Annotated in this window: 5 protein-coding genes; 1 reads left to right on the top strand and 4 read right to left on the bottom strand. The window is 71.1% G+C overall.

Going from position 1 to position 5,429, the window contains the following annotated elements; translation table 11 throughout:
- Positions 1-88 precede the first annotated feature (88 nt).
- From FRZ03_RS38315 to deoC, 4 genes are all read right to left on the bottom strand, one after another.
- On the bottom strand, positions 89-901 hold the full coding sequence (locus FRZ03_RS38315; protein ID WP_146469777.1) for a class I SAM-dependent methyltransferase: 813 nt from the start codon (positions 899-901) through the stop codon (positions 89-91).
- A 230-nt stretch (positions 902-1,131) separates the two neighbouring features.
- Complete coding sequence (locus FRZ03_RS38320) at positions 1,132-2,019, bottom strand: aldehyde dehydrogenase family protein (RefSeq protein WP_146469778.1); 888 nt, start codon at positions 2,017-2,019, stop codon at positions 1,132-1,134.
- Entirely contained in the window at positions 2,012-3,448 is a 1,437-nt protein-coding gene (locus FRZ03_RS38325; protein WP_186785833.1) for an aldehyde dehydrogenase family protein, read from the bottom strand. Before FRZ03_RS38325 ends, FRZ03_RS38320 begins: the two co-directional genes overlap by 8 nt.
- Before the next feature lie 21 nt (positions 3,449-3,469).
- Positions 3,470-4,429, bottom strand: coding sequence for a deoxyribose-phosphate aldolase (gene deoC, locus FRZ03_RS38330; protein ID WP_146469792.1), 960 nt, complete (start codon positions 4,427-4,429; stop codon positions 3,470-3,472).
- A gap of 144 nt (positions 4,430-4,573) precedes the next feature.
- Between deoC and FRZ03_RS38335 the strand changes: the two genes are divergently transcribed.
- Positions 4,574-5,260 carry a PH domain-containing protein gene (locus tag FRZ03_RS38335; RefSeq protein ID WP_146469780.1) on the top strand — a complete coding sequence of 229 codons (687 nt, stop codon included), beginning with the start codon at positions 4,574-4,576 and terminating at the stop codon, positions 5,258-5,260.
- Positions 5,261-5,429: the final 169 nt, after the last annotated feature.

Consider the following 5,429-nt stretch of genomic DNA (forward strand, 5'->3'; position numbering starts at 1 on the left):
TCGGCGGGCAACCCGCCGCGGGGTTCGTCCTCCCCGGGTTGGCAGAAGCACCGCACCAATCCAACGCGGCCGCCCCTTACATGTCGGGCTATTTCGCGACGCGGGCGGTAAAGCCAGGCTGACCCCGGCGCGGCGCGAAATAGCCCGACATGTAAGGGGCGGTCGCGTTGGATTGGTGCGGTGCTTCTGCGAACCCGGTGAGGACGAACCCCGCGGCGAGTTGCCCGCCGATCTGGCCGGTGAGGGTGTGACTGTATTCAAGAGCGGCATCCGCGCCGAACTTCGTGGCGCGTTCCTCGGCGGAGTACTGCGTGACATCGCTGTAGGGCAGCTTGTGCGCGACGACCAGCTCGCCTCGCTCGTCGAGGGCCTCGTGGTCGAACAAGTACACATCAGGGTTGAGAAAGCCCGCGAGCAGCGTTCCGCCCGGACGCAGGACGCGGAAGCACTCACGCCACACCGGCGCCACGTCGGGTACGAATACGTTCGAGACCGGGTGGAACACGACGTCGAATGCCGCGTCGCCGAAGGCGCCGAGGTCACGCATGTCACCCAGGACGGTGCGCAGTTCGAGTCCGTCGCGCGCCGCCACCATCTGGTCCTGGCCGAGCTGGCGGGGCGAGTTGTCGAACACGGTGACGCGCGCCCCCGCGGCGGCGAGGATCGGACCCTGCTGGCCACCGCCGGAGGCCAGGCACAACACGTCCTTGCCGGTCAGGTCCGTCGGCAGCCAGGAGCGCTCGACCGGCTCGCACCCGATGAGAACGATCGACCAGTCGCCCCCGCGGGCGCGCTCGACGTCCTCGGTACTCACCGGCCTCGTCCAACCGTTGCCCTCCTGGACGTACCTGTCCCAGGCTGCCCGATTGTGGGCAGCGGGGTCGACGACCATGTCCTGCACGTTCAACTCCCTGCCCCAGCCAAGCGGACGCCGGCGATACCGGCGGTCCGACGCCGACAGCCAACATGATCACAGGTGCGGGGTCAACGAATTTAGCGGGCGTCGAAGGTGCCCACGGGCTCGCCGGGTGGTCGCGCGGCGGTGCGCCAGCGCGGGGACGTGACAGCACGCCGAGAGCCGCGCCCCCGATGGAGGGGCCGCGGCTCTCGGCGTGGTGGGGTCGGGTCGGGTCAGTACGACGAACCGGCGGCGCCCAGGGCGCCCGTCGTGTGCCAGACCGTCTTCGTCTCCAGGAAGGCCGTCAGGCGGTCGGCTCCCGGGGTCTCGGAGTAATCCACAGCCTGGGGACGCAGGACGCGCTTCAGGTTGTCGGCCGCCGCGATCTCCAGCTCCTTCGCCAGGTCCTCGTCCGCGCCCGCGAGGTCGATCGCGTTGACGTCCTGGTGCGCGGCGAGCGGGGTGGCGATCTCCGCGGTGCGGCCGGAGAGGATGTTCACCACGCCGCCGGGGACGTCGGAGGTGGCCAGGACCTCGGCCAGGGAGAGGGCGGGGAGCGGGGACTTCTCGCTCGCCACCACGACCGCCGTGTTGCCGGTGGCGATCACCGGGGCGAGCACGGAGACCAGGCCCAGGAACGAGGAGTCCTGGGGGGCCAGTACGGCCACCACGCCCGTCGGCTCCGGCGAGGAGAGGTTGAAGAACGGGCCCGCCACCGGGTTCGCGCCGCCGACCACCTGGGCGATCTTGTCGGTCCAGCCCGCGTACCAGACCCAGCGGTCGATCGCCGCGTCCACCACCGCGGCGGCCTTCGACTTCGACAGGCCCTCCGCGTCGGCGACCTCGCGCACGAACTGCTCGCGGCGGCCCTCCAGCATCTCCGCGACGCGGTACAGGACCTGGCCGCGGTTGTACGCCGTCGCGCCGGACCAGCCGCCGAACGCCTTGCGCGCGGCGACCACCGCGTCCCGGGCGTCCTTGCGGGACGACAGGGGAGCGTTGGCCAGCCAGTTGTTCTTCGCGTCCGTCACCTCGTACACCCGGCCGCTCTCGGAACGCGGGAACTTGCCGCCCACGTACAGCTTGTAGGTCTTGAAGACGGAAAGTCGTGCGTCAGACATCGAGGTACGCCTCCAGGCCGTGGCGGCCGCCCTCGCGGCCGAAGCCCGACTCCTTGTAACCGCCGAACGGTGAGGTCGGGTCGAACTTGTTGAACGTGTTGGACCAGATCACGCCCGCGCGCAGCTTGCTCGCCACCGCCAGGATGCGCGAGCCCTTCTCGGACCAGATGCCCGCCGACAGCCCGTACTGCGTGTTGTTCGCCTTGGCGACCGCCTCGTCCGGGGTGCGGAAGGTCAGGACCGAGAGCACCGGGCCGAAGATCTCCTCGCGGGCGATGGTGTGGGCCTGGGTGACGTTCGTGAACAGCGTCGGCGCGAACCAGTAGCCGGAGGACGGGAGTTCGCAGGCCGGGGACCAGCGCTCGGCGCCCTCCGCCTCGCCCTTCTCGGCCAGCGCGGTGATCCGGGCCAGCTGCTCGGCGGAGTTGATCGCGCCGATGTCGGTGTTCTTGTCCAGCGGGTCGCCCAGGCGCAGCGTGGACAGCCGGCGCTTGAGCGCGTCCAGCAGCTCGTCCTGGATCGACTCCTGGACGAGGAGACGCGAGCCGGCGCAGCAGACCTGGCCCTGGTTGAAGAAGATGCCGCTCACGATGCCCTCGACGGCCTGGTCGATCGGGGCGTCGTCGAAGACGATGTTCGCGCCCTTGCCGCCCAGTTCCAGGGTGAGCTTCTTGCGCGTGCCGGCCACGGTCCGCGCGATCTGCTTGCCGACCGCCGTCGAGCCCGTGAACGCGACCTTGTTCACGTCCGGGTGCGCGACCAGCGCCGCGCCGGTCCGGCCGTCACCGGTCACGATGTTGACCACGCCCTTGGGCAGGCCCGCCTGGCGGCAGACGTCCGCGAAGAACAGCGCGGACAGCGGGGTGGTCTCGGCGGGCTTGAGGACGACCGTGTTGCCGGTCGCCAGCGCCGGGGCGATCTTCCACGCCAGCATCAGCAGCGGGAAGTTCCACGGGATGACCTGGCCCGCCACGCCCAGCGGGCGCGGGTCCGCGCCGAAGCCGGCGTGGTCGAGCTTGTCGGCCCAGCCCGCGTAGTAGAAGAAGTGGGCCGCGACCAGGGGCAGGTCGGCGTCCCGCGTCTCCTTGATCGGCTTGCCGTTGTCCAGCGTCTCCAGGACGGCCAGTTCGCGGCTGCGCTCCTGGATGATCCGGGCGATGCGGAACAGGTACTTGGCGCGCTCGGCGCCGGGCAGCGCCGACCACTTCTCGAAGGCCTTGCGGGCGGCCCGCACGGCGCGGTCGACGTCCTCCTCGGCGGCCTCGGCGACCTCCGACAGCACCTCCTCGGTGGACGGTGAGACGGTCTTGAAGACCTTGCCGCCGGTCGCCTCCACGAACTCGCCGTCGATGAAGAGGCCGTAGGACGGCGCGATGTCGACGACCGAGCGGGACTCGGGCGCCGGTGCGTACTCGAATGCGGATGACAGCATTTCCATGTCCATGGGGTCTCAGTCCACCGTCACGTAGTCAGGGCCGGAGTAGCGTCCGCTGGCCAGCTTCTGACGCTGCATCAGCAGGTCGTTCAGCAGCGAGGAGGCGCCGAAGCGGAACCAGTGGTTGTCCAGCCAGTCCGCGCCGGCCGTCTCGTTGACCAGGACGAGGAACTTGACGGCGTCCTTGCTGGTGCGGATGCCGCCGGCCGGCTTCACGCCGACCTGGACGCCGGTCTGCGCGCGGAAGTCGCGCACCGCCTCCAGCATCAGCAGGGTGTTGGCGGGCGTCGCGTTGACGGCGACCTTGCCCGTGGAGGTCTTGATGAAGTCGGCGCCCGCGAGCATGCCGAGCCAGGAGGCGCGGCGGATGTTGTCGTACGTCGACAGCTCGCCGGTCTCGAAGATGACCTTCAGCCGGGCGTTCGCCCCGCAGGCCTCCTTCACGGCCAGGATCTCGTCGTACACCTTCAGGTACTTGCCCGCGAGGAACGCGCCGCGGTCGATGACCATGTCGATCTCGTCGGCGCCCGCGGCGACGGCCTCGCGGACGTCGGCCAGCTTCACGTCGAGGGCGGCGCGGCCGGCCGGGAAGGCGGTGGCGACCGAGGCGACCTTCACGCCCGAGCCGGCGACGGCCTCCTTGGCGACGGCCACCATGTCGGGGTAGACGCAGACCGCGGCGGTGGTCGGGGCCGTGCGGTCCGTCGGGTCGGGATGGACGGCCTTGGCGCCGAGCGCCCGGACCTTGCCCGGGGTGTCCGCGCCTTCCAGCGTCGTCAGGTCGACCATCGAGATGGCGAGGTCGATGGCGTACGCCTTCGCGGTGGTCTTGATGGAACGGGTGCCGAGGGACGCGGCGCGCGCCTCCAGGCCGACCGCGTCGACGCCGGGCAGCCCGTGCAGGAAGCGGCGCAGCGTGCTGTCGGACGCGGTGACGTCGGCGAGCGCATGTGCTGGGGGTGCAGTGGTGGGCATGGTCACCAGACGAGCATATCTACGCGCGTAGCGGCTGTACACCCCCGCGTCCGTGCGGGGCCCCGGAGTGCGGGAGGTCACGGATGGGTACGGGTACCGGGGCGCGGTGGCGGCACCCGTGCGGACGTCGTGCACAATCGGGCCATGACGACCCCGGACCACAAGCCACCCGCGTCGCAGCCTCCGGTGCCCACCGTGAAGGACCGGATCTACCGCTCGCCCATGGGGCTCGTGGGCGGCGTGCTGCTGCTCGCGGTCGTCGCCTGGCTGGGCCTCGACGCGCTGTTCCGCGGCCACGGGCGCACGCCGTGGCTGGCCCTCGCCGCGATGATCATGATCTTCCCGCTGGTGATCGCCTTCACCCTGCGCCCCGCCGTCTTCACCAACGACGACCGGCTGCGCATCCGCAACCCGTTCCGGGTGATCAGCCTGCCCTGGGGCGAGATCGAGACCCTGCGCTCCAGCTTCACGAACGAGGTGCTCGCCAAGTCCGGTACGAAGTACCAGCTGTGGGCCGTCCCCGTCTCGCTGCGCGCCCGCAAGAAGGCCGAGCAGCGGGCGGCGAACGCGGCCCGGCGCTCGGCCTCGGGAAGCTCGGCGACCGGCGCCGGGAGCCTGGGCTTCGGCGCGCTCACCGCGCGCGGCGCCGACACCGGGCCGACCCGGGCGTCGTCCGACAAGGTCATGGACGACCTCCGCGAAACCCTGGACCGGCGCGGAAAGGAAGAGTCCGCCCAGGGGGAGACGACGGTCCGCTGGGCCTACGAGCTGGCGGTGCCGGCCGTGGTGGGGGCCGTGCTGCTGGCGATCCTGCTGGCGACGAACGGGTGAGGAACGGGGCGGTGTGGGCCGGCGGTGCGGCCTGGGCCCCACGAGTCCCGTAAGGGCTGCCCGGTCCCCGTAGGGGCTGACCGGTGCCGTGAGAGCCGCCCCCGGTGCCCTGAGGGCTGCCCGGTCTTGCCGGGCCGCCCAGTGCCGTGAGGGCCGCCCGGTGCCCTAA

Origin of the sequence: Streptomyces misionensis (assembly GCF_007896895.1) — a bacterium.
Lineage (GTDB): Bacteria > Actinomycetota > Actinomycetes > Streptomycetales > Streptomycetaceae > Streptomyces > Streptomyces misionensis_A.

Excerpts from the sequence above, each read along its gene's own strand:
- FRZ03_RS38320 (WP_146469778.1), bottom strand. The coding sequence starts at position 2,019 with ATGTCTGACGCACGACTTTCCGTCTTCAAGACCTACAAGCTGTACGTG.
- deoC (WP_146469792.1), bottom strand. The coding sequence starts at position 4,429 with ATGCCCACCACTGCACCCCCAGCACATGCGCTCGCCGACGTCACCGCG.
- FRZ03_RS38335 (WP_146469780.1), top strand. The coding sequence starts at position 4,574 with ATGACGACCCCGGACCACAAGCCACCCGCGTCGCAGCCTCCGGTGCCC.